At 52.7% G+C, this 22,200-nt stretch carries 22 protein-coding genes; 3 read left to right on the top strand and 19 right to left on the bottom strand.

What is annotated here, in order from left to right:
- Positions 1–148 precede the first annotated feature (148 nt).
- Both ucpA and WC7_RS09285 read right to left on the bottom strand, forming a co-directional pair.
- The gene (ucpA, locus tag WC7_RS09290) at positions 149–940 is read right to left on the bottom strand and encodes an SDR family oxidoreductase UcpA (RefSeq protein WP_016153934.1); all 792 of its coding nucleotides are present in this window, start codon (positions 938–940) and stop codon (positions 149–151) included.
- A 174-nt stretch (positions 941–1,114) separates the two neighbouring features.
- Positions 1,115–1,771 (bottom strand): FadR/GntR family transcriptional regulator, encoded by a 657-nt coding sequence (locus WC7_RS09285; protein ID WP_016153935.1) that lies wholly within the window; start codon positions 1,769–1,771, stop codon positions 1,115–1,117.
- Between the two features lie 144 nt (positions 1,772–1,915).
- Here WC7_RS09285 and WC7_RS09280 point away from each other — a divergent pair, with 144 nt between their 5' ends.
- Positions 1,916–3,232, top strand: a complete 1,317-nt coding sequence (locus tag WC7_RS09280; protein WP_016153936.1) for an anaerobic C4-dicarboxylate transporter family protein — start codon at positions 1,916–1,918, stop codon at positions 3,230–3,232.
- Between the two features lie 121 nt (positions 3,233–3,353).
- Here WC7_RS09280 and WC7_RS09275 read toward each other — a convergent pair whose 3' ends face one another.
- From WC7_RS09275 to WC7_RS09250, 6 genes are all read right to left on the bottom strand, one after another.
- A complete protein-coding gene (locus WC7_RS09275; RefSeq protein WP_016153937.1) occupies positions 3,354–4,670 on the bottom strand; it encodes an anaerobic C4-dicarboxylate transporter family protein in 1,317 nt (438 codons plus the stop codon).
- Between the two features lie 62 nt (positions 4,671–4,732).
- On the bottom strand, positions 4,733–6,109 hold the full coding sequence (gene argH, locus WC7_RS09270) for an argininosuccinate lyase (RefSeq protein WP_016153938.1): 1,377 nt from the start codon (positions 6,107–6,109) through the stop codon (positions 4,733–4,735).
- A 456-nt stretch (positions 6,110–6,565) separates the two neighbouring features.
- Positions 6,566–7,465 carry a porphyrinogen peroxidase gene (gene yfeX, locus WC7_RS09265; RefSeq protein ID WP_016153939.1) on the bottom strand — a complete coding sequence of 300 codons (900 nt, stop codon included), beginning with the start codon at positions 7,463–7,465 and terminating at the stop codon, positions 6,566–6,568.
- 94 nt (positions 7,466–7,559) lie between these two features.
- Positions 7,560–8,135, bottom strand: a complete 576-nt coding sequence (locus tag WC7_RS09260; RefSeq protein WP_016153940.1) for an RpoE-regulated lipoprotein — start codon at positions 8,133–8,135, stop codon at positions 7,560–7,562.
- Positions 8,136–8,194: 59 nt separating this feature from the next.
- Positions 8,195–8,644, bottom strand: a complete 450-nt coding sequence (locus WC7_RS09255) for a DUF2919 domain-containing protein (RefSeq protein ID WP_016153941.1) — start codon at positions 8,642–8,644, stop codon at positions 8,195–8,197.
- Positions 8,631–9,056, bottom strand: coding sequence for a GNAT family acetyltransferase (locus WC7_RS09250; RefSeq protein WP_003038048.1), 426 nt, complete (start codon positions 9,054–9,056; stop codon positions 8,631–8,633). Before WC7_RS09250 ends, WC7_RS09255 begins: the two co-directional genes overlap by 14 nt.
- Positions 9,057–9,267: 211 nt before the next feature.
- Between WC7_RS09250 and amiA the strand changes: the two genes are divergently transcribed.
- Entirely contained in the window at positions 9,268–10,137 is an 870-nt protein-coding gene (gene amiA / locus WC7_RS09245) for an N-acetylmuramoyl-L-alanine amidase AmiA (RefSeq protein ID WP_016153942.1), read from the top strand.
- A gap of 2 nt (positions 10,138–10,139) precedes the next feature.
- The gene (gene hemF, locus WC7_RS09240) at positions 10,140–11,039 is read left to right on the top strand and encodes an oxygen-dependent coproporphyrinogen oxidase (RefSeq protein WP_016153943.1); all 900 of its coding nucleotides are present in this window, start codon (positions 10,140–10,142) and stop codon (positions 11,037–11,039) included.
- A gap of 67 nt (positions 11,040–11,106) precedes the next feature.
- On the opposite strand, the gene eutR is transcribed toward hemF, so the two are convergent.
- From eutR to eutN, 11 genes are read right to left on the bottom strand one after another with little or no spacing between them, the layout of a single operon-like run.
- Positions 11,107–12,159, bottom strand: coding sequence for an HTH-type transcriptional regulator EutR (eutR, locus tag WC7_RS09235; RefSeq protein ID WP_016153944.1), 1,053 nt, complete (start codon positions 12,157–12,159; stop codon positions 11,107–11,109).
- Between the two features lie 48 nt (positions 12,160–12,207).
- Positions 12,208–12,738 (bottom strand): ethanolamine utilization microcompartment protein EutK, encoded by a 531-nt coding sequence (gene eutK, locus WC7_RS09230; protein ID WP_016153945.1) that lies wholly within the window; start codon positions 12,736–12,738, stop codon positions 12,208–12,210.
- A gap of 11 nt (positions 12,739–12,749) precedes the next feature.
- Positions 12,750–13,409, bottom strand: a complete 660-nt coding sequence (gene eutL, locus WC7_RS09225) for an ethanolamine utilization microcompartment protein EutL (protein ID WP_016153946.1) — start codon at positions 13,407–13,409, stop codon at positions 12,750–12,752.
- Positions 13,410–13,418: 9 nt separating this feature from the next.
- Entirely contained in the window at positions 13,419–14,315 is an 897-nt protein-coding gene (eutC, locus tag WC7_RS09220; RefSeq protein ID WP_016153947.1) for an ethanolamine ammonia-lyase subunit EutC, read from the bottom strand.
- A gap of 20 nt (positions 14,316–14,335) precedes the next feature.
- Positions 14,336–15,697, bottom strand: coding sequence for an ethanolamine ammonia-lyase subunit alpha (gene eutB / locus WC7_RS09215; RefSeq protein WP_016153948.1), 1,362 nt, complete (start codon positions 15,695–15,697; stop codon positions 14,336–14,338).
- Positions 15,698–15,708: 11 nt separating this feature from the next.
- On the bottom strand, positions 15,709–17,112 hold the full coding sequence (gene eutA / locus WC7_RS09210; protein WP_016153949.1) for an ethanolamine ammonia-lyase reactivating factor EutA: 1,404 nt from the start codon (positions 17,110–17,112) through the stop codon (positions 15,709–15,711).
- The gene (gene eutH, locus WC7_RS09205) at positions 17,109–18,341 is read right to left on the bottom strand and encodes an ethanolamine utilization protein EutH (RefSeq protein ID WP_016153950.1); all 1,233 of its coding nucleotides are present in this window, start codon (positions 18,339–18,341) and stop codon (positions 17,109–17,111) included. Before eutH ends, eutA begins: the two co-directional genes overlap by 4 nt.
- Positions 18,342–18,368: 27 nt before the next feature.
- Complete coding sequence (gene eutG / locus WC7_RS09200; protein ID WP_016153951.1) at positions 18,369–19,556, bottom strand: ethanolamine utilization ethanol dehydrogenase EutG; 1,188 nt, start codon at positions 19,554–19,556, stop codon at positions 18,369–18,371.
- Positions 19,546–20,385 (bottom strand): ethanolamine utilization protein EutJ, encoded by an 840-nt coding sequence (eutJ, locus tag WC7_RS09195; RefSeq protein ID WP_016153952.1) that lies wholly within the window; start codon positions 20,383–20,385, stop codon positions 19,546–19,548. Before eutJ ends, eutG begins: the two co-directional genes overlap by 11 nt.
- A gap of 12 nt (positions 20,386–20,397) precedes the next feature.
- Positions 20,398–21,801: an aldehyde dehydrogenase family protein gene (locus WC7_RS09190; protein WP_016153953.1), complete on the bottom strand. Its 1,404-nt coding sequence runs from the start codon at positions 21,799–21,801 to the stop codon at positions 20,398–20,400.
- Between the two features lie 11 nt (positions 21,802–21,812).
- Positions 21,813–22,100 (bottom strand): ethanolamine utilization microcompartment protein EutN, encoded by a 288-nt coding sequence (gene eutN / locus WC7_RS09185; RefSeq protein ID WP_016153954.1) that lies wholly within the window; start codon positions 22,098–22,100, stop codon positions 21,813–21,815.
- Positions 22,101–22,200: the final 100 nt, after the last annotated feature.

Below are 22,200 nucleotides of genomic sequence, written 5' to 3' on the forward strand. Positions count from 1 at the left end.
CTTATAAATTTAATGACTTTCTTATGGTCATCATATTTATAACCAGTGCTAAAGGAGTAACGGTTTTATATACCGTTTGATGATTTGAAAGTTGAAAAGAGAATAAGGGTACCTCCTCCCCAGCACACGGGGAGGAGACCGGCATCAATCAGACGCCGACGCTAACGCTTTCAGGCAGGGTGCTGCCACCATCAATCACGTTTTGCGTGCCAGTTAAGTAACTGGACTCATCTGACGCCAGGAATGCCGCCAGTTCACCAACCTCTAGTGGGCAGGCCAAGCGGCGCATCGGGATCGCTTTTGCCATTTCGACTAATACGGATTCAGGATCCTCCGGATTAGACTGACGAGCGATATTTTCCGCCATCGGCGTACGAACGTAGCCCGGGCAAATGGCATTAACGCGAATGCCGGACTGCGCGTATTCCACCGCCAGAGATTTGGTCAAACCGATGATTGCGGCTTTCGACAGCGCGTAGGCCGTTTCGCCCGGATCGGCAACCATATCGCCGGTCACAGAGGACATCATCACGATGCGCCCGTCTTTGCGCGCAATCATCTCCGGCAGAACGGCTTTCGTCACGTTCCAGACGCCTTTAATGTTGATATCAATGTGGAAATCGCGATCTTCATCGCTCATATCAAGGAAGTTGCCGAGGCGACATACGCCCGCATTGTTGACCAGAATATCGATTTTGCCTTCAATCTTCTTCGCGCGTTTTACCGCTTCCGTGACCGACGCAAAATCTCTGACGTCAGCGTGAACGGCTGTGCAACGGTGCCCGCGCCCAGCCAACTCATCCGCCAGTTTTTCAATCTCATCGGAGATATCCAGCAGGATTAAGTTCGCGCCATGGCGGGCAAATGTTCTGGCGATCCCTTCGCCAATACCCTGAGATGCGCCCGTAATCAATGCTGTTTTGCCCGTGAGTTTTCCCATTTCAATATTCTCCTTTTGAATATGAAGCATTCGCTTCATTCACGCAGAAGATACAGCAATAACAAATAAGTGCTGAGGAATAGCTCACTAAATCAGGTTAATCTCAGGTAAAAAAAATCCCCGGCGTTGCGGGGACCCAACGGTAAACATGCTCTGACCAGGTTAACAGAAGACTTACAGCCGTTTTTCCAGCAAATGGGCTCTCATCAACTCCGATGCCATCTGCGCATCCCCTTTTTTAATATGAAGCAGTATTTCCCTCTGTTTTGCCGCCGTATCAAGAAAATACTGACGATCGTTCGCAGGTAACGACTCCCTTGTTTTCTCAAAATAAGTAATGAGGACATCAGAGAAAACCTGCAGCACCCGGTTGCCACTCGCCTGTAGCAAGAGCAAATGAAAATCTCTATCGTGACGATCGGCCACCTGGGGGTTATCCGCATTCTCTTCAATAAGCCTTAGCTCATTTTCAAGTTTGGAGAGCATCGCCGGGAAAATTCTACGCGTTGCCAGAGGGATAATCGCGCATTCAATCAGGATCCTTGCCTCTGTAAATTCTGTGATATCAAACCCAGACAAATCAAACTGCATTAACAACTGGTGATTTATGTTGTGCTGTTCCAAATTCTTCAAGACGCTGCCACGACGAGGAGATCGTTCCAACATTCCCATCTGTACCAGTGTGCTAAGCGCCTGACGAACTTTATATCTTGATGTATTAAAACGAACGGCAAGCTCAGTTTCAGTTTCAATGCGACCATCAGCATTGCGGTTAGCATCATCAAGCAGATAATTTTTAATACTTTCAAACAGTTCGTTTTTGTTATCCATAAACACTCTCGGATTAAAGTGCTGCAAAACTGATGAGTATAAATAATCTAATCAGTTAGATTGCTTAATATACTGTTATGGTAAGATTATAGCCCCTATTATTCAAATTATACCAAGCCATTTGTTAATAAAAAGGAATTAATTATGGTGTTATTCGTAACTCAGTTTGCGATAGTACTTATATGTATCGGTATAGGTGGGCGTTTTGGTGGGATTGGCCTGGGGGCTGCTGGCGGGTTAGGACTCGCTATCCTGACTTTTGGTTTTGGACTCCCTCCCGACTCACCTCCTTTCACTGTTATTTCTATTATCCTTGCGGTTATCACTTGCATCACAATCCTCCAGGCGGCTGGCGGGCTTGATTTATTCGTTACGATGGCAGAACGGATCCTCAGAAAGTGGCCGGGCGCGATCACTTTCCTCGGCCCCGCAGTCGCTTACCTTTTTACTGCTATCTGCGGAACAGGATATGTTGCCTTTTCGGTTTATCCAGTCATTGCTGAAATTGCAGCAGATGCCAGGGTACGGCCAGAGAGGGCCATGTCGATGTCAGTAATCGCTGCCAATTTTGGGCTTATTGCCAGCCCGGTCAGTGCGGTCGTTACAGGGACAATTGCTGTCCTTGCTGGATTACATGTCTCTGCTTTAGATATCTTGTTAGTCACCGTTCCCGGAACGTTCCTTGGCTGCGTTGTCGGCTGCCTGTTCGTCTTTAAAAGAGGTCATGAGCTTAAAAATGATCCGGAATTCCAACGCAGGGTTGCTGAAGGTGAGTTTGAATCAGTAAAAGCTGAAGAGCGAACAGCCAATATAGTGACAAAAGAGGCGAAGAGAGGATTGCTGATTTTCCTTACCGGTATCATTCTGGTCGTACTTATGGGTTCAATTCCTGAATTACGTCCTGAGTGGAATAACGGTACCGGAATGGAGCGTATGAGTATCCCTACCACGTTGCAAATAGTTATGCTGACAACAGCATGTATTATTATGATGGTATGTCGAATTTCTCCGTCAAAACTCGATTCAGGTTCTGTCTTTAAAGCAGGTCTTGTGGGTGTTGTCGCCATATTTGGTCTGTCATGGATGATGAACTCCTTTTTTGAGGCATGGCACGAATTATTTAACACGGCTTTCCACGGTTTCCAGAATCCAGTCTTGTTCGGCATTATTGTTTTTGGTCTTTCAGCCGTAATTTATAGCCCCGCAGCGACAGCTGTAGCGCTACTCCCCGCTGGCGTGTTAATGGGATATCCGGCAGAAACCCTGGTCGCCCTGCTCCCGCTGACTTGTGGATCATTCATTATTCCAGGGGGGGCACAGATTGGCTGTGTGGCGTTTGATCGTACCGGGACAACTCGAATTGGCAAGTATGTGGTTAATCACAGCTACATGCTACCTGGTCTTGTCACCGTTGTAGCATCAACCCTTTTTTGCTTCCTTTTTTCCAAAATGCTGATGTAGTGAGAGAGCAATTTAATTGTGGTAAACCTTTTCTTCATGGCATCCCCCCTGAATGAATTCAGAGAGGATGCCTGTTACTCACTTCTGAATAGCGCCACTGCAATTTTCCATAGAATGTACTTTACAGAACAACCTGAGCAATGAGATAAGCAAAAATTACCTGAGAGATAACCATCACAAAGCCCGGACGAATATAGCTATGGTTGACAACAAAGCGTCCAATCTTTGTGGTACCTGTTCGATCAAATGCAACACAGCCGATTTGATTTGCTCCAGGTATAATAAAGTCACCACAGGTACAAGCAAAAATAGCGATAAGAAACGGGGCTGGAATACCTAAGGTAACACCGAGTGGCATGATGGCAGCTACCGTCGCCGCCGGGCTCATAATGACCAGCGAGAACAAGAATACAACCACACCAAATAGCATTGGTGCATCATTGACAATGCCACCAAAAACCTTAATCAGTTCTGGCTGATAGGCATCAAAAAACGTCGCCGTCATCCATGAAACACCGAGTATTGCTACCACTCCCATCAAACCTGCACGGAAGACTGAGCCGCTATTCAAGGTACTACTTGGTACTTTACTGACAATCATAATAAACAAAGCGGCTGTCAACATGACCATCTGAATAACCATTGGGGTTGACAGTCTTTTTCCATCCCAGGAAGGGAGTAACTCAGTAAAAGAACCTAAAATAAGTACCAGTACCACACCAATCGCAAAGATAACTACACCTTTTTTAGCGCCAGCTGAAGCAACAAATTCTTTTTTCTGCTCAGTATGCATGAACTCATATTCGCCAGCAGCAACTCTCCTCTGGAATTCCGGATCATCCTCCAGCTCTTTTCCGCGTTTATAAACTGAAAAGCTGGTAACAATAGCTGCCATAAAGAATGATGGGAGAGCAATCGTCAGTATTTGCCCAAGGCTAATCCCGGCATATTCATGCAGAATAGCCAGCATCCCCGCGGTTGCCGCACTCATCGGACTGGCAGCAACCGCGACACTGGCCGCAATAACCGTTGCGGACAACGCTCGCTCCGGACGGACCTTTGCTTCAGCAGCAACTTCAGCGACAACCGGATACAAAGAGAAAGCAACGTAAGTAGTCCCACAGAATAGCGTAAATATGGAAGTTAATATGGGGGCAACAAAAGTAATTGCCTGTGGTTTTTTACGGAGTAATTTTTCAGCCACGCGCACAAGATAATCAAGCCCACCAGCTGCCTGTAATACGCTGACAGCACCAATCACACAAATAATAATTAGCATTGCAGTAATAGATGGTGCGGAGGGTTTAAGTCCAAAACCCAGAACTAATATTGCAACACCAAGTCCTCCACCAGCACCCAGCCCCATTCCGCCATAACGCCCGCCTATACCAATACAGGCGAGTACAATAAATAATTGTATAAAAAATAAAGCATCCATTTTTCACCTCAAAGCGTCTCCCGGATATTGCATCCGGGAGATATTAATTACTATGCTCGGGATTAGTTTAAATATGATTTAGCAATTTCGATCTGTTTTTTAACAGCATCAGTCCCTGTGCCACCATAAGACATTCTTGATTTAATACATGCTTCGAGAGATATACTCTCATAAATATCATTTTCGATTTTATCATCAAATGTGTGGAATTCATCCAGAGTAAGCTCTTCCAACATTTTTCTATGTTTTATACAGTAATTAACAGCACTGCCAACAATATGGTGAGCTTCTCTAAAAGGAATGCCTTTACGAACCAGGTAGTCAGCCATATCGGTTGCGTTTGAAAATCCTCTTGCCGCTGCGCTACGAGTATTATCTGAAAGAATAACCATTTTTTCGAGCATCGGCGCCATAATTTTCAGACTGGTCTGTAAGGTATCCATAGAGTCATAGACCTGCTCTTTATCCTCACTCATATCAGTATTATAGGCCAGAGGGATACCTTTCATAATGGTCAACATCGCCATTAGATTTCCGTACATACGCCCCCCTTTACCGCGCATTTTTTCAGCCACGTCGGGGTTTTTCTTCTGTGGCATGATGCTGGAACCGGTACAGAAATCATCTGAAAGCTCAATAAATTTAAAATCCTGACTTGAGAATAAAACCAGTTCTTCTGACAAACGGGTAAGATGCATAAAGCACATAGCAGCGGCGGCAGTGAATTCAATCATATGGTCACGATCGCTGACAGAATCAATACTGTTTTCAGTCGGCTTGTCAAAGCCAAGCTCTTTAGCCGTGAAATCACGATCAATGGGGAAAGTAGTACCGGCAAGGGCTGCTGAACCTAAAGGGCATTCCCCCATGCGTTGATAAAGGTCTGCAAAACGAGTCCAGTCACGGCGTAACATCCAATAATATGCCATTATCCAGTGCGACAGAAGTATAGGCTGACCGGTCTGTAAATGAGTATAGCCAGGCATGATCGCATTAATGTTATTTTCAGCTTTACTGATAATAACTTTTTGTAGATGAACGATATCCTGCTGAATTTCACGAATAGTCGATCTCATGTGCATTTTCGAATCGACAGTCGTCTGGTCATTACGACTGCGGCCGGTATGTAGCTTCCCGCCTACAGGACCAATTATTTCTGTCATACGTCTTTCTATCGCCATATGAATATCTTCATCAACGGTATCAAAAACGAATTGCCCTTCCTCAATCTCTTTATTAACCTGCCTTAACCCGCCAATAATCGCATTCGCTTCATCCTGCGTGATAATCCCCTGACGGCCCAGCATAGTGGCGTGAGCAATACTCCCCTGAATATCAAAAGGGCAGAGACGTTGTTCCAGCATAATTGTCGCATTATAAGATTCGACCAGTTTATTTGTAGGCATATCAAAACGCCCACCCCATAATTTTGTAGACATAAAACCTCCAATGACCCTTTGTTGCAAAATGGTTAAATATAAATTCCGTTATTTTTCGGTCATTTTCAGATTACAAGACAGCCATTTTAATTGTCAACAAATGAAGGCATTAAATCAATTTATAGCAAAATTAATTACACTTATTATTTGTTTTGTTTTCATAAATTACATTAAAAAACCTGATCTTCATCACATTTAAATTATGATTTAATTCAAATATATTCAGAATTTTTAAAGTAATAAATTGGTATTAATAGTTTATTAATTCTAAATAATTCCATTTAATACCGTTGTCATAACCGAGAAACTGGCAGATAAATAATAATGAACGTGGGAGGTGATTTTTCAGGGTGAGCGTCAACGCGAGTGCATCATCAGCATGGCGGACGTTGGGTGATTCGGGGGAGAGCTATATTGTGCCAGATGGCGGCATCAGCGCCATCTGGCATCAAAAAATTACAGGGCCAGCAAACGATCCAGCGATGGCGCGAAATAATAGCCGCCGGTCACCGGTTTAGTGAAACGCAGCATCGCATCGCGCTTGCCGTCAGTGTCGCCAAACATGCTCAGCAGTTGCTGCTCGATGTTGTGCAAACGGGCGCAATAGGCACAGAAATAGAGGCCGTGCGTACCGCTGGCGGTACCGTATGGCAGGCTTTGGCGCACAATTTTCAGTCCTTTACCATCTTCTTTGAGATCGACGCGGCTCAGGTGAGAAGTAACCGGACGGTCATCACCGTCGATCTCTTCGTTGGCTTCCTTGGTACGCCCAATCATCATTTCCTGGTCATGAATGCTCATGCGGTTAAGCTGCTTCAGGTTATGTTCCCAACGCTGCACAAACACATAGCTGCCACCAGCATCCACGCCATCTTTAATAACCGCGACTTCACGGCGCGTTTCAACGCCTGCCGGGTTTTCCGTTCCGTCAACAAAGCCGCTGAGATCGCGCTCTTCAACCCAACGGAAACCGTGGATCTCTTCTTTGACTTCAATACAGTCGCCAAAGGCTTCCATTGCCGCCTGTGCAACGGAGAAATTCACGTCATGACGCAAAGAGAGAATATGAATCAGCACATCATACTGGGTAGCTGGCGCAAGACCTTTACCGTAAGGGATAAAGTCTTTTAACTCTTCTGCGCCAACGCCGCCGCTCAGTGTACGCCAGGTGTTGTTGCCAAAAGCAACAACCGCGCCCAGATGCGCATCCGGGAACTTCGCTTCAAAGGTCGCCAGCTTATCGGCGAAGGTTTTGCTGGCCCCACGCAGGGCCTCAACGTCGCCTTTAACATTGGCTTCAATCCAAATCGCCGCACGGCAATGTTCTGGCAAAATGCCACTCTGAACCTGAGACATTGTTCCTCCTGAAAAAAAAGATGCCACGACATCGTGGCATTGATGGGCGCTATTCTACCTGTTTTTTTAACAAGCCGATTTGTTCAGACGCAAATTAACGCCGCCAGATAATTTTGCTTACTTTCCATGCTTTCAACGTATCGTCAGACGGCATTAAGCCCTCAGGCCCGCTCCACTCACCGGAAAAGACGTAGCTAATATGTTGACTTCCTTCTGCTTTACATTCAACACCCGCGCTGTCATCGCCAGTCGCCTTCTGACAATTACCAAAGGCTTTAGTGTAAAGGTCGCTAAACGGTGTACCGATTTCGACACCCGCAGAAGAGGGAATATCGCTGTCGACTACATCAATACGGCTAATCGTTCCCTGATTGCCATTGATAACCATCGCCAGCTTGTCATCTTTCATCGCTTCATAAAAGCGCACCACATTACCGTTATCGGTCTTCATCCCGCTACGCAGGCGGTAATCACCGTCCAGCGCATCAGCAATGGTTTTTTCATCCAGCGGGGTTGCGCCAGTCAACGCTCCGACGCCCTGCTCAGTGACCTGCGTTGAAGAACCAAACCAGTTCCACGGATTGGCGGCAGACCAGTTCACCGATGACAACGTTGAACACCCGGTCAATAGCAGCGGCATCGCGCATAAAGTCAAACGCAGTGATTTCATTTCACTTCCTTCCTTATTTATCAACGTTGCTTGGAGTCCGGTTTCGCCAAAAAGTGCCGTTATTCTTTCTCGAGGGAAAAACAGGCGCGCAGACGTTGATTAGTTAACAGCCAGATCAGCGCAACGACATCCGCCACCAGCAGCGCCAGCCCGACGCCGTTGACCGGATCGCCTGCCAGCCACATCACCGGCTGCCAGCACAGCAGCACCAGTTGAGCGAGGATCAGTAACTCGCGCAGCCAGCGCCATAACACAGGAAACGCAAAGCGTCGCCCGCTGAGTAAAAATGCCAATACCGCAGGAACGCCGGGAAGCAAACCCAGCCAGAAAGCGTCGTGATCGGGATAAAACAGATTCAGCAGCGTGTTGCCCTGCTCGCGGGAAGAACCGGCAATCACAAACAGAACCCAGGTGCGCGCCTGCAGCAGCAGCACGCACCAGAAGAGAAAAGGCAGGCGCAGACGCCCATGAGCGTCATAGTCGGCCGGATGAAACTCAGTACTCTTCATCTTCGATCAAACGCTTGCCCAGATTGAGTACATCCGCATGTTCATAGCCCAGACGTTCATACATACCCTGTACGACGTCATTATCGTCACGCACCATGATTTGAATCTTCGGACAACCGCGGGCAATGAGCTTTTTCTCCAGCCGGTTCAGCAGCGCATTGGCAATGCCGCGACCGCGAAACTCAGGATGCACGCCCAGGTAATAGGCCGAGCCGCGATGCCCGTCATATCCGCCCATCACAGTACCGACCACCTCGCCATTCACTTCAGCGACCAAGAACAAACTGACGTCATGATTGACTTTACGCTCAATGTCCATTTCAGGGTCGTTCCATGGACGCAGCAAATCACAGCGCTCCCAGAGGGTGATCACCTCTTCGAAATCTTCCTGGCGAAAAACGCGTATTTCCATGGTATTGGTTACCTTTTCAGGACGTTAAAAAGCGATTATGGCGCGAACGGCTGATTTAGCCAATATCTGACGCGAAGCGGCGGAAAAAATGGCATAATACGGAATTGTCACGTATTGAAATGAAAAGTAAAACAATTCTTATCCCGATCCGTCGCAACGGACAACGCGATACGATATAACGTTTAGAACCTTTTTTTACAACTCAGGCCGTATGAGCACTTTTAAACCACTAAAAACACTCACATCGCGCCGCCAGGTGTTGAAAGCCGGGCTGGCCGCCCTAACGCTGTCAGGCATGTCGCAAGCCATCGCTAAAGAAGAAGCGCTTAAGACCAGCAATGGACACAGCAAACCGAAAGCGAAAAAAGCCGGCGCTAAGCGCGTTGTTGTCCTTGATCCGGGTCACGGAGGGATTGATACAGGCGCAATTGGTCGCAATGGGTCGAAGGAAAAGCACGTGGTACTGGCGATTGCCAAAAACGTGCGCTCGATTCTACGCAACCAGGGGATTGATGCGCGCCTGACGCGCTCCGGCGATACATTTATTCCGCTTTACGATCGCGTCGAGATCGCTCATAAGCATGGCGCTGACCTGTTCATGTCGATCCACGCCGACGGTTTTACCAATCCGAGCGCTGCAGGTGCGTCGGTCTTTGCGTTGTCCAATCGCGGTGCCAGTAGCGCCATGGCGAAGTATCTGTCCGATCGTGAAAACCGGGCCGATGAAGTGGCCGGGAAGAAGACCACCGATAAAGACCATTTGCTGCAGCAGGTGCTGTTCGATCTGGTGCAAACGGATACCATTAAAAACAGCCTGACGTTAGGCTCGCATATTCTCAAGAAGATCAAGCCGGTACATCGTCTTCACAGCCGCAGCACGGAACAAGCCGCCTTCGTGGTGCTAAAATCACCATCAATTCCGTCGGTACTGGTCGAAACCTCGTTCATAACCAACCCGGAAGAAGAACGTCTGCTGGGTACGGCGGCATTTCGCCAGAAAATCGCCACCGCTATCGCCAATGGCATCATCAGCTATTTCCACTGGTTTGATAACCAGAAAGCACACTCGAAGAAACGTTAACCATGAAGCCCGATGCACAGCGCGTAAAACAGTTCCTGCTCAGCCTGCAAGATGATATTTGCCAGCAGTTATCCGCCGTAGACGGCACCGAGTTTGTTGAGGATAACTGGCAACGTGAAGCAGGCGGCGGCGGGCGCAGCAGGGTGCTGCGTAACGGCGGTATTTTCGAGCAAGCGGGCGTCAACTTCTCCCACGTTCACGGCGAGGCAATGCCGGCCTCGGCAACCGCCCATCGCCCGGAGCTTGCGGGACGCAGCTTTGAGGCCATGGGCGTCTCGCTGGTGGTACATCCGCAGAATCCCTACATTCCGACCAGTCACGCCAACGTGCGATTTTTTATCGCGGAAAAACCGGGCACTGACCCGGTCTGGTGGTTTGGCGGCGGCTTTGACTTAACGCCCTACTACGGCTTTGATGAGGATGCGGCTCACTGGCACCGCACGGCGCGAGATCTGTGCCAGCCGTTCGGCGAAGACGTTTATCCCCGTTACAAGAAGTGGTGCGATGACTACTTCTTCCTCAAGCATCGCAACGAACAGCGCGGCATTGGCGGGCTGTTTTTCGATGATTTGAATACGCCGGATTTCGACCACAGCTTCGCCTTTATGCAGGCGGTAGGTCAAGGCTATACCGAAGCGTATCTGCCCATCGTTGAGCGCCGCAAAGCAATGAGCTGGGGCGAACGTGAACGCAATTTTCAGCTTTACCGTCGCGGACGCTATGTGGAATTTAACCTGGTGTGGGATCGCGGCACGTTATTCGGTCTGCAGACCGGCGGCCGTACGGAATCGATTCTGATGTCGATGCCGCCGCTGGTGCGCTGGGAGTATGACTGGCAGCCGGAAGCGAACAGCCCGGAAGCCGCCCTTAGCGAGTTTATTCAGGTTCGCGACTGGGTGTAACCCCAGACAATACCAGCCCCCAGGCCGGATAAAACGCATTTGCGTCGCATCCGGCACATTCATCGCATCATGCCCACTGGCGCATGCGCTGATGCAGCGTCAATGAAGGTTTTTCCGCAAACAGCTGCTGGTAGTCGGTGGCAAATTGCCCTAAATGCCAGAATCCCCACTGCATCGCGGCGTCTTTCACCGTCGTACTCTGCGACCACGGGCTTATCAGCTCGCGACGTACGGCGTTCAGGCGAATGCGTTTTAACCAGGCATTCGGACCGATACCAAGGATCGCGTGAAAGGCGTTTTGCAACGTCCGACGGCTGACGTGCAGTTGATTACACAGATCGAGCACGGTCAGCGGTTCTGACATATTTTCCAGCACATATTCCCGCGCACGCGACAGCAGGCGACGATAGCTCTGATGGCTGATGCTCTCAGCCGTGATAATCGGCTGCGCTTCTTCCAGCATAGTGCCCATTGCCAGCAGCAGGTTATCGCCCAGCACTTTGCGTACCGCAGGTTGATGGAGGTTTTCCGGATTTTCGCTAAACGTCGCCAGCGCCTGCTGCACAAAGCCCCATAACGCGGCTTTGTGTTGTTCTTTAACTTCCAGCGCCGACTGGTTGCGCAGCATATGCAGCACTCTTTCCGGGTTATGCAGGAAGTTGGCCTGACGGGCAATCGCCTCTTCCGAAATGACGACGCCCAGAATGGTGTAATCATCCGGCGTACTCAGTTCAAACTCTGTCCCGCCAGGGCGGGTGGCAATTTCAGCGCTCCCCAGACACTGGGTGCCAATAAATCCCTGTTCGCCGCGCGTGGCCGGAATACCAAACCAGAAAGAGTTCGGCCAGACAAGACACGACTGACGCAACGCCAGTCCGGTGTATTCACGGAACACCTGAATATCATCGAGCAGGATTTCCGTGAACTCGCCATGAAATTTTCCCGGATGCAACTGGTCGTAGATCTGCTGCCATGCGGTAATCGTCAGCGCATGCTCATACACATCCGTTGTTCGCCGCTGGTGAACGTTGTCCACCTCCACTTTCGGCGTAAGTTTAACGTCTTCGGGTAATGCTTCATGATAAAGATGGTGCAGGTTTGCAGTACGGTTCTTTTTCATGATCTTTTAAGCCGGAAGCTTCAACGAAGCCCCCGGCCCTCCGACAGGTTAATTTTTTAAGCGATAGCGACTACTGCGTTTACGCAACGCTCCGTCAGAAAAGAGCTGTTCCAGCGCCTTTCTGGCTTCATCAAGTGACCAGCCAAAGTGGGCAGCCACTTCCCCTGCCGTCATTCCTTGACGGACCGATGCCAACAGCGTCAGAAGTTGATCAGAGGATTCAGGCGTCAACGGGGCGTCCTGCATCCTCTGCGTTTTTACATCTGTTTTCACTTCTGGCTTCTGTTCTGGTTTCTTCGGCTGGCGCTTAAAACCGCCGATCAGCCACTGGGTATCATCGTCCGGTCGGCCGATTTCCTTACGGCTGATAACACGGCCTGTACGCGCAGCAGCGGCGCTACCGGCATCCAGCGCTGCGCGGCACGCCGCCAGATCGCCTTCCACCACCAGCGTCAACCGGCCAGGATCGAGCACTTCGTGGCTAAGCAGGCGCACGTTCGCGGCTTTCAGCATGGCATCCGCCGCATCCACGGCAGCGACCATGCCATCCACTTCCAGTAATCCCAGTGCATTGATCATCACAACCTCTCTTACGCGCGCTGGATTGGGTTACGGGCAATATCCAGAACGGCATCGGCAAAGGCGTTACATGCAGCTTTACAAGCAGCCTGGCTACCGGTCATAAACGCAGCCGAATAGTTGGTTTCTGACGGCGGCGGAACGTAAGTCACCAGTTGTACATCAGCCGATTTCAGCGCAGCATCAATACCAAATGTCGCTTCCAGCGGCGGCGCCACCAGATACGCCATCGGATCGCCAAGCCGGCATCCTGCGGTCGCCGAGAGATACGAGCCGGTACGCGAAACCACATGCGCCAGGAAGGCGGTATCTTCTGCGTCATTCGCCCACTGAAACGCCGCGCCGCTTTCAATATTGGCTACCATCGCGTCCAGACCTGCACGAACTTCTGCCGGGTTGGGTCCACCGAGCATAATCAGCACTTCACCCGAAGTTGGAGAGGGACTGTGCGCCGCGCCGGCATACAGCGAGCGGCCATAAACCACTTCCACCATTGCCTGTTTTGTCGCTTCGTCTGCGGCAATATACGCCACGTCATCAGAATCTGCTGTGATGAGTCCGAGGCTACGTATATGTGGCGGTAATTTAAGTTCACGGGCAAAACCGTCATTTACCGAGGCAATCACGCGCATTGCGGTGACTGAAGGTCTAATCAAATCTAATGCTGGCATGATGCCTCCTTAACGGGTCATATTGATGCCGGATGCTTTTTGCTCCAGCATGCGCTTGGCCAAATCCACAATGACCGCCGCCGCTTCAACCGGTGGCGTACCGCCCTGGTGAATGTTCGAGATACAGGTACGGTCAGCTTCAACGGTCGTCGCCACACGCGGCGAATAGACGGCGTAGCAAGAAAGGCTTTCCGACTGGCCCAGGCCCGGACGTTCCCCAACCAGCAGAATCACCGCTTTCGCGCCCAGCAGTTCGCCGATCTGATCTTCGATTTTCACGCGACCATAGCGAACAAAGAACGGCGTCCCGACCTTCAATCCGGCCTGTTTTAAGCCAGACAACAGCGGCGGCAGGATCTCTTCGTAGTTAGCGGTGATAGCGTCCGTAGACAGGCCATCAGAGATAATCACCTGCACATCCGGGTTCATTACACACTGTGATTTCAGCGCTTCAATGGCTTCCGCACTCAGACGACGCCCCAGATCCGGACGCGTCAGATACAGGTTTTTGTCACTGATTTCCGAGCGCACTTCCAGCAGCCCCTGGGCTTTTACCCACTCTTCCGGCACTTCTTTCAATACCGTATCTTTCGAACGCGAGTGGTCGGCCAGGAAGCGCAGCAGCGCCTGGGTACGCGGACGTGGACCGGCTCGACCGGTACATACACGCGCCGCAGTGCTGCGACGCAGTTCAGTCAACACCTCTGCGCGGTGCGGATTCTCAACGCCAATCCACGCTTTAGCCTCGGCTGAGCCTAAATCCATCGCACAGCTTTCACCGGTCGGCGCGGCACACTGGGTGGTGCTGCATTGCGCTTGTACTGCCGGCGCTTGAGCCTGCGGCTGCGACTCACCCATTGACGCCATCACGCTGCGTACAATTTCTTCAATCTGTTTTTGATCCATCGTGTGTCATCCCCGCGTCATCAGAAGAACAGTGACGGATCGCCCGCCCGTTTGGTCAGGCGACCGTTTGCCATAATGCCCATGGTTTCCAGCCAGCGTTCAAACTCCGGCGACGGACGCAGGTTCAGCAACTGGCGCACGGTCGCGGTGTCGTGGAAGGCGGTGGTCTGATAGTTGAGCATGATGTCGTCACCGAGCGGCATGCCCATGATGTAGTTGCAGCCAGCGGTGGCGAGCAGAATCATCAGGTTTTCGTTGAGGTTCTGGTCAGCATCAGCATGGTTGGTATAGCAGCAGTCGCAGCCCATTGAGATGCCGCTCAGCTTGCCCATAAAGTGATCTTCCAGACCCGCGCGAATAATCTGACGGTCGTTGTAGAGATACTCCGGCCCGATAAAACCGACAACGGTGTTCACCAGGAACGGATCGTAGTGACGCGCCAGACCGTAGTTACGTGCTTCCATCGTCACCTGATCGGCGCCGAAGTTAGCGCCAGCAGAAAGCGCAGACCCTTGTCCGGTTTCGAAGTACAGGCAGTTTTCCCCGGCGATACGGTTAAACTCAGCGCCCACTGCACGCGCTTCATCCAGCATGGCCAGCTCAACGCCAAACTCTTTTAAGCCTTTCTCGCTGCCGCAGATACTCTGGAAAATCAGCCCGCCCGGCGCGCCGCGACGAATGGCTTCGATCTGGGTAGTAACGTGCGCCAGGACGCAGCCCTGGGTCGGGATATCGAATTTGTCGATGACGCCGTACACGGTATCAAGTACGCGGCTTAAGTTTTCCACGTCATCTGTTACCGGGTTAACGCCAATCACCGCATCGCCCGCCCCGAAGGACAGCCCTTCGTAGATTTGTGCCGCAATACTCTGCACGTCATCACGGGTGTCGTTCGGCTGTAAACGACAGCTGAAGGTGCCCGGCAGACCAATGGTGGTGTTGGCCTTTTTGATCACCGGCATTTTCTTACCGCCGTAGATCAGGTCCGCGTTAGAGCAGATTTTTGCAACCGCTGCGACCACTTCCGACGTTAATCCTTTGCGCGTAAACGCAATGTCATCAACGGAGGTTTCATCGCTCAGCACGTACTCGCGCAGCTCGCTGATACTCCAGTTTTTGATGCGGTTATAGGCCGTTTCGTTGACGTCGTCCTGAATCAGACGCGTCACGCAGTCCTCTTCATAGGAAATCACCGGGTTGTTGCGGATATCCGCTACCGTCATTTCCGACAGCACCTGTTTGGCCGCCACTCGCTCTTGCGAACTGGTTGCAGCTACCCCTGCCAGCACATCCCCCGAACGCAGTTCGTTGGCTTTTGCCAGCACCTCTTTAACATCCTTAAACTGATAAACATTGCCGAACAATGTGGTCTTTAGTTTCATAAGTCGTTCCCTCAGGAAGGAAATGCGAGTGATTTCACCGTCACCGGCACAACCGATCCGCCAAAAAGAGGCGTACCAATGTCGATATAGTCCCCCGCCCGGACAACCACCTCATCGATGACTGCCAGCGGGTGTTGCTGTAACTGTGGGCGTAACAGCATGCCCAGGGCTTTACCAAAATCCTGCTCGGCTACCACCAGCAGGGGATGCGGATTCGGATGGCGCGCGACAAAGGCCAGTAGCGCATCAATAACCGTTAACAGCGCGGCGTAGCGCACCGGCAGCGAACCGGGTAGCGCCAGCACGTAAGCGTCTGTTTGCGGGTCCAGATCGAGCTGCATCAGCGCTTGTTGCCAGGCGGCCACCAAATCAGCCTCATCAACCGGAATCGCCACCGGCAGATTGCGCAGCGGAAGCGCCACACCTTCCAGCCAGATGGTGCTGCCCGAAAGCGACAGCGTATGCGCACCGGCGCCAATCACCGTGGCGCGCACGGTTTGCGCCGGGAACTGCACGTTCATCTCACGCAGGCGCGGATGTTCATGCAGCGCCGTCGCTAACAGCGGCCCAATATCGGAAAAACAGAATGGATCGGCAGGCTGGTTGCGGTAGCACTCGCCCACCCCGCCGGACAACGTAATCACTTCCGGCTTCACACCCGTCGGCAACAGACCGGTTTGCATCAGCGCCTGCGCCAGCGGTGACAGCGTGCCGTCAATCACCTCAACGATCAGCGCCGCCATCCGTCGGGCCACCTGAACAAGCTGCGCCGCATTGAGGGTCCGGGCGTCGGTGCCTGGACCAAATACGTCATCAACAATCATCTGTCCTGGCTGATGCGCATGCACCACCCGCCCCTGACCGTCCGTTTCCAGCAGTCGTCCGCCGACGTTCAGGCAGGCCGAACCGCTGACTTTTCCGGCATCGAACAGGACGTAGTTCGACGTCCCGCCACCGATGTCGATATTCAGTACGCGGCACAACTTCTGCTCTGACAGGGTTTGAGCCCCTGCGCCGTGACCGGCAATCACTGATTCCAGATGCGGACCGGCGCTGGCTACCACGAAGTCCCCCAGCGATTGAGAGAGCGTCATCACCGCTGGTCGCGCGTTGCGGGTTTTGGCACTTTCTCCGGTAATGATGATCGCGCCGGAATCGACGGTCTCAGGCGCAATCCCCGCCGCCTGATACTGGGCGAGGATCAGCGCCTTAAGTTCGGCCTCTTTCAACCCGCCCTGCTTATCAACGGGGGTAAAGAACACCGGGCTTTGCCAGCTAATTTCGCGTTTGATGAATTCGTAACGCGGCACCTGCGACACTGCCGCACGGTTGACCAGCTCAAGGCGCGAGAAGATCACCTGAGTGGTGGTGGTGCCGATATCGATACCGACGCTGAGTAGCTGGCGAGTATTCACGATTGCGCCTCCGGGTTGGTTTCTGCTGGTGCCGGAACATCTTCGTCTTTCGGTACCAACAGCATAGCCACACCAATCGCCGTCACGCCGCCAATCAGCTTGCCGACAATCATTGGGAAGATCATCGCGTTCATGTTGGCCGCGGCGAAACCTAAGTGGTCACCCAGAGCGAAGGCTGCGGAGACCGCAAAGGCGCAGTTGATCACTTTGCCGCGGGTATCCATATTCTTCATCATGCCGAACATTGGGATGTTGTTCGCCAGCGTCGCCACCATGCCAGCAGCCGCGATATTATTGATTTTTAACAGGTTACCGACGCTCATCAGCGGCTTTTCAAACCAGCGGGTCAGCAGCAGTACCATTGGGTACGCACCCAGCAGCACGCAGGAGATAGAACCGATAACTTCGATGGCGCGCATCACTTCACCCGGCTTGTCACCCGGTGCCATGAAGATAGGATCAAGACCCGGAATCAGTTCCCAGCCGAGCAGGAATTTGATTACCGCTGCCGCCAGACCGATGGTGATCAGCGCCACCAGGAATTTCGCGAAAATCTGGAAGCCGTTGATCATTTTTTCCGGGATGAATTTCAGTCCCAGCGCCACCAGCACGGCAACGATCAGCACCGGGATCATGTTCATCAGGATCAGTGCGAAAGTGAACTCCACCGGCTGCCCGTTGATTTCGACACCGGAGTACATCGCGATCAAACCACCCGCAATACAGCCAATCGGAATGGTGACGATCCCAGCCAGCACGCCCAGCGCCAGATAACGACGGTCGGACGGTTCAATAATCCCCAGCGCAACCGGAATAGAGAAGACCAGCGTCGGCCCCATCATCGCCCCGAGGATCAGGCCAGAGTACAGCCACGCCGCAACGTCGCCGCCCGCCAGTTCTTTCGCCAGGAAGAAGCCGCCCATATCGCACGCCAGCAGCGTTCCGGCAAACATCGACGGGTTCGCGCCCAACATTTCGTACAGTGGAATAATCACCGGCCCGAGCACATGCGCCAGTACCGGTGCCAGCGCGGTCATACCGACCATCGCCAGCCCCAGCGCGCCCATCGCCATAAAACCTTCTTCAAACTGACCGCCCGATCCCTCGATACTCTTCCCGAATTTACCGAGGAAGCGTGCCGAACCGCCGAACTGCGACAGGATCCTGTCCACGGCGGCAATCAGCATAAAGAACATCATGATGTACATGATGATTTCGTTAATTCCCATAACCTTCACTCCCTGTCATATGTGTATTTATTGTGCCGCCGCATACAACGCGATAATGTCGGCCTGCGTGGCGGTGCGTGGGTTACTGCGAATACAAATATCCTCCAGCGCGGCGTGAGCCCATGCGCTGTAATGCTCGGGCTTTGCCCCAACGTCAGAGAGTCGTTTGGTCTGGCCCACTTCGCTAATCAGCTCGCTGACGGCGTTGATGGCATCGCGATCGTCCGACTTCTTGTTGGTTAACGCCCGTCCGATATGGCTGAAACGCTCACGACACACCATGCGGTTGAAACCCATTACAGTGGGCAGCAGCATGGCGTTAGCCTGTCCATGTGGAATGTGCAGCGTCGCACCCGGCTGGTGCGCCATCGCGTGACACAGGCCCAGCCCCGCGCTGGAAAACGCCATCCCGGCCATACAGGAAGCCAGTAGCATGCTTTCTCGCGCCGCCAGATCCTGACCATAGCCAACGGCCTTCGGCAGCGATTTACCTATCATCGCAATCGCGCCAATCGCCAGACTGTCGGTAAACGGCGTCGCGTTCAGAGCGCTATACGCTTCAACAGCGTGCGTCAGCGCATCGATCCCGGTCATCGCCGTTACGTGTGCGGGCACACCTTCCGTCAGCGCGGCGTCAAGAATCGCCACATCCGGCATCAGGGTTGCGTGGGCCAGCACTTTTTTAAGCCCGGTCGCGGCGTCGATAATCACCGTGACATTAGTGGTTTCTGAACCCGTTCCGGCGGTAGTCGGTACGGCAATCAGCGGCAGACGCGGGCGTAACGCGCTGCTCTCATCCATGTCTGCCAGCGTCTGGGTGGGATTGGTCACCAGCAACGCCACAGCCTTTGCGGCATCCAATACGGAACCACCACCAAAGGCCACTACGCCATCGCACTTCGATTCACGCAGTTGCGCGACCGCCGCACAGACGTCCGTAATGCACGGTTCGCCCACCGGACATGGCCACAGCGTCATCGCCACGCCTTTCATCGCCAGGCTGCGTTCCAGTGCGGCGGTCATCCCCGCCTGGTGCAGGAAACTGTCGACCATAACGAACATATGCGTCAGGCCGCGCGTTTGTGCTTCCTGTCCGCAGGTACTGAGCGCTCCCAGTCCACACAACGTAACCGGTGGAACGCTAAACGTTTTTACGCGTTGCAGATTCAGGGTATCGAATGCCTGAAAGAGCGCGGTCTGCAATTCAGCTTGCATAGATTCCTTCCGCTTTTTCTTTTCCGCTATTTGCAATCGCCAGCGGGGTCATAAACAGGCTGTGCTGGGGTAAATGCACCTGCAGTTCCGGGAAACGCTTACGAAACAGTTCATCAACGCCCGGCTGCATACAGGAACCACCGGCCAGCCATAAATCAGCCACGCCCTGTCCGGCAATATGGTGAGCCACAATTTCCGCCATTTTTTCGTAGACCGGCTTAACCACCGGCCAAATTTCTTTACCGTTGCTGCGTTTGTACTGCTCCGCCTCTTCCAACTGGATGCGACGGTTCCCGGCAAGCGTCAGAGAAATGTGGTGCCCGCCGGTCGCTTCATCGGCGGAGTAAGTCACCTTGCCTCGCTTCACAATCGCAATCCCGGTGGTACCGCCACCGATATCCACCACGCCAGCGTTATCAAGCTGCAACAGGTCTGCCACCGCGGTCGGTTCGTCGAGCACATGACTGACTTCAAGCCCGGCAGATTCCAGCACGTTGATCGAGATCCGTGGGTCAGTTCCCGGTGGAAACGAGGTTGCCGCGTGGGTAAAGCGGCAACCCAACTGTTGTTCGAGCGTATCGAGATGGCGACGAACGATAGTCACCGCACCGAAGAAATCCCAGACGATGCCATCGCGCACGACGTCGGCCCAGTCCAGGCAAACCGCAACCGGCTGTCCGTCACTGTCGACAACCATCGACACCACGTCACACGTACCCAAATCCACGCCCAGCCACAGCGGTGAATCGCTCTTTACGGGCGTCTGGTTACATAGCGTTGCCGCTTTTAGCAATCTGGGTGTCAGCCAACGTTGTTCGTCGTGCGCCATGTCGTTCACTCCTTATACAATTCTGAAGGCATCCACCAACACACAGCGACGCAGACGCACAAACGTGCGTGCGCTGGTCACCCCTTCCCCGGTTGGCGTGGTAATGGTCATCGTGGTCCAGCCTTCGCCGCCGAGTCCAAGACCGGCAATGCACGGTCCGTTCTTAACGAAAATGCTGGTATCAATGGCGTTTGCCATGCGGTTCATGTTGTCGATATTGCGCGAGTGCATCGCCGCCGTATGGTGACAGCCGCCTTCAAGCTTGACCGCCAGTTCAATGGCCTCATCGACGTTGGCGACCCGCACGACCGGCAGAACCGGCATCATCAGTTCGGTTACGGCAAACGGGTGAGTCGCAGAGGTTTCGACGAACAACAGCCGGGTTTGCTCCGGTACGTTCAGACCAATCGCCGCAGCGATTTTTCCTGCGTCGCGACCTACCCAGTCACGACTGACCGTGCCTTTACCGCGTTCATCGACATTTTTCAGCAGCACCGGTTGCAGCTGTTCGGCCTGAGCCGTGGTCAGCTTGACTGCATGCTGGCTTTCCATCAGACGCATCAGCTCATCAGCGACGCTATCGACCACGATCAGCACTTTTTCGTCGGCGCAGATAATGTTGTTGTCAAACGAAGCGCCTTTGACGATCGACTGGGCTGCGCGTGCCAGATCAGCCGTTTCATCAACCACCACCGGCGGATTTCCCGCACCGGCGGCAATCAGACGTTTGTTGGTGTGCTTACGCGCGGCATCCACTACGGCTTCACCGCCGGTCACCACCAGCAGGCCGATGCCTGGGTACTTAAACAGACGCTGGGCGGTTTCGATATCCGGATTGGCCACGGTAACCAGCAGGTTTGCCGGTCCGCCTGCAGCAACTACCGCCTGGTTAAGCAGAGTGATAGCGCGCTGAGACACGCCCTTGGCAGCCGGATGCGGTGCGAAGACCACGCTGTTGCCAGCCGCAATCAGGCTGATGGCGTTGTTAATAACGGTCGCAGCCGGGTTGGTGGACGGTGTCACCGAGGCCACCACGCCCCACGGCGCGTTTTCAATCAGCGTCAGGCCGTTATCACCGGTCAGAACCTGTGGAGACAGGCATTCCACGCCCGGCGTGGCGCGTGCCTGCGCCACATTTTTGGCAAATTTATCTTCAACGCGTCCCATGCCGGTTTCTGTGACGGCAAGTTCCGCTAATTCTCGGGCATGTTTTTCGCCCGCCTCACGTAGAGCCGTGATAGCCAGTTGGCGCATGGCAACGCTTTTCAGCCCTTGCTGGGCCAGTTTTGCTGCCGCCACTGCGTCATCCAGGGAGGCAAAAACGCCCATTTCTTGAACGGCACTGACGGGTTGGCTGCTGTCTTTCATTTTCAGCAGTACCGCTTTCACGACCTGTTCAATATCCTGTTGATTCATGATTTTCTGCCTTATTTATGGAAGATCACCTGACCACCTGCCACCACTTCATCAACAATGCCAATCACGCACAGATCGACAGGTGATGATTCGTTACGGTGCGCCTGACGGGCTGAGCTTCCGCTGACCAGCAGCACCCACTCTCCGGTTCCCGCCCCAATGCTGTCGATAGCAACAGCACATTGCCCGTCGGGATTTCCGCAGGCATCAATCATTTCCACCATCAGCAACTTGTCGTGCGCGAGCCCCTGATGGCGTACGGTACAAACAATTTGTCCTGTGACGATTGCCAGTTTCATACGCGCCTCCGTGGCATATTTCAGGTAAAACCTCCCCCTACCCTCCGCAGAAGGTAATGTGAAAAGGAGAGAGGGTGACGCCAGCAATGAAGTCTGTGGC

The sequence above is a fragment of the Citrobacter sp. KTE151 genome, assembly GCF_000398845.1.
GTDB lineage: Bacteria > Pseudomonadota > Gammaproteobacteria > Enterobacterales > Enterobacteriaceae > Citrobacter > Citrobacter braakii.

Bases quoted from the DNA above. Each gene is read 5' to 3' on its own strand.
- ucpA (WP_016153934.1), bottom strand. From the start codon at position 940: ATGGGAAAACTCACGGGCAAAACAGCATTGATTACGGGCGCATCTCAG.
- WC7_RS09285 (WP_016153935.1), bottom strand. From the start codon at position 1,771: ATGGATAACAAAAACGAACTGTTTGAAAGTATTAAAAATTATCTGCTT.
- WC7_RS09280 (WP_016153936.1), top strand. From the start codon at position 1,916: ATGGTGTTATTCGTAACTCAGTTTGCGATAGTACTTATATGTATCGGT.
- WC7_RS09275 (WP_016153937.1), bottom strand. From the start codon at position 4,670: ATGGATGCTTTATTTTTTATACAATTATTTATTGTACTCGCCTGTATT.
- argH (WP_016153938.1), bottom strand. From the start codon at position 6,109: ATGTCTACAAAATTATGGGGTGGGCGTTTTGATATGCCTACAAATAAA.
- yfeX (WP_016153939.1), bottom strand. From the start codon at position 7,465: ATGTCTCAGGTTCAGAGTGGCATTTTGCCAGAACATTGCCGTGCGGCG.
- WC7_RS09260 (WP_016153940.1), bottom strand. From the start codon at position 8,135: ATGAAATCACTGCGTTTGACTTTATGCGCGATGCCGCTGCTATTGACC.
- WC7_RS09255 (WP_016153941.1), bottom strand. From the start codon at position 8,644: ATGAAGAGTACTGAGTTTCATCCGGCCGACTATGACGCTCATGGGCGT.
- WC7_RS09250 (WP_003038048.1), bottom strand. From the start codon at position 9,056: ATGGAAATACGCGTTTTTCGCCAGGAAGATTTCGAAGAGGTGATCACC.
- amiA (WP_016153942.1), top strand. From the start codon at position 9,268: ATGAGCACTTTTAAACCACTAAAAACACTCACATCGCGCCGCCAGGTG.
- hemF (WP_016153943.1), top strand. From the start codon at position 10,140: ATGAAGCCCGATGCACAGCGCGTAAAACAGTTCCTGCTCAGCCTGCAA.
- eutR (WP_016153944.1), bottom strand. From the start codon at position 12,159: ATGAAAAAGAACCGTACTGCAAACCTGCACCATCTTTATCATGAAGCA.
- eutK (WP_016153945.1), bottom strand. From the start codon at position 12,738: ATGATCAATGCACTGGGATTACTGGAAGTGGATGGCATGGTCGCTGCC.
- eutL (WP_016153946.1), bottom strand. From the start codon at position 13,409: ATGCCAGCATTAGATTTGATTAGACCTTCAGTCACCGCAATGCGCGTG.
- eutC (WP_016153947.1), bottom strand. From the start codon at position 14,315: ATGGATCAAAAACAGATTGAAGAAATTGTACGCAGCGTGATGGCGTCA.
- eutB (WP_016153948.1), bottom strand. From the start codon at position 15,697: ATGAAACTAAAGACCACATTGTTCGGCAATGTTTATCAGTTTAAGGAT.
- eutH (WP_016153950.1), bottom strand. From the start codon at position 18,341: ATGGGAATTAACGAAATCATCATGTACATCATGATGTTCTTTATGCTG.
- eutG (WP_016153951.1), bottom strand. From the start codon at position 19,556: ATGCAAGCTGAATTGCAGACCGCGCTCTTTCAGGCATTCGATACCCTG.
- eutJ (WP_016153952.1), bottom strand. From the start codon at position 20,385: ATGGCGCACGACGAACAACGTTGGCTGACACCCAGATTGCTAAAAGCG.
- WC7_RS09190 (WP_016153953.1), bottom strand. From the start codon at position 21,801: ATGAATCAACAGGATATTGAACAGGTCGTGAAAGCGGTACTGCTGAAA.
- eutN (WP_016153954.1), bottom strand. From the start codon at position 22,100: ATGAAACTGGCAATCGTCACAGGACAAATTGTTTGTACCGTACGCCAT.